Genomic DNA, 851 nt, shown 5'->3' with positions numbered 1-851 from the left:
CCACCATCACGATCGATGGCGGGATGAGGATGCCGAGGGTGCCGGCGTTGCAGACGATCCCGGCGCCGAACGCCTGTGGATAACCCGAGCGGACCATGCCGGCGATGGCGATCGAACCCACTGCCGCCACCGTTGCCGGAGACGAGCCGGATAGCGCGGCGAAGAGCATGCAGGCGAGCACCGCGGCGATCGCCAGGCCGCCACGGATGTGTCCGACGCAGGCGTTGGCGAAGTCGATCAGGCGCCGCGCCACGCCACCGGTGGTCATGAACGCGCCGGAGAGCAGGAAGAACGGGATCGCCAGCAGGGTGTAGTGCTCGGAGGTCTCGAACAGCTTGATCGCCAGCGAGCGTACCGAGTCCGGGCTGAACAGGAGGATCGTCAGTGCGCCGGAGAGACCCAGGGAGACGGCGATCGGCACGCCGATGAACATCAGCAGGAAGAGCAGCAGGAAGAGGAACAGAATGGTCATGCCTTGGGCTCCTCGTGCTCGGTCAGCTTCAGCGCGTCGGCAGCCTCGTCGGCCAGTCCCAGTCCGGTCTGGCGGTTGCGCAGGATGCGCACGAGGATCTCGGCGAAACGGATGAACACCAGGGCGAAGCCGACCGGCACGATCAGGCCGATGTGCCATTGGCGGATGCCGAAGTGGTCGAGGTCCTCGGCGCCGATGCCGGCGATGAACAGGGTCTTCACCCAGTCGTAGCTGGCCACGCAGAGCAGGCCGGCGTAGCCGAGGCAGGCCAGGCAGGCGATCACGCCGAGCACGCGCTGTACCGGTCGCGAGGCCAGCTTCACCAGCACGTCCACGCCGAGGTGCCCGGCGGTGCGTACGCCGTAGGCGATGCCGAGGA

At 67.5% G+C, this 851-nt stretch carries 2 pseudogenes; both read right to left on the bottom strand.

From position 1 onward, the window contains the following. A pseudogene (dctM, locus tag HMPREF2914_RS27480) lies at positions 1-472 on the bottom strand (C4-dicarboxylate TRAP transporter large permease protein DctM); the annotation flags it as partial. Next, positions 469-851, bottom strand: a pseudogene (gene dctQ / locus HMPREF2914_RS27475) (C4-dicarboxylate TRAP transporter small permease protein DctQ); the annotation flags it as partial. The pseudogenes dctQ and dctM, both read right to left, overlap by 4 nt.

The organism is Pseudomonas sp. HMSC067G02, from assembly GCF_001813485.1.
In the GTDB taxonomy this organism is placed as follows: Bacteria; Pseudomonadota; Gammaproteobacteria; order Pseudomonadales; family Pseudomonadaceae; genus Pseudomonas; species Pseudomonas aeruginosa.
This window is presented reverse-complemented; position numbering and strand designations above follow the sequence as displayed.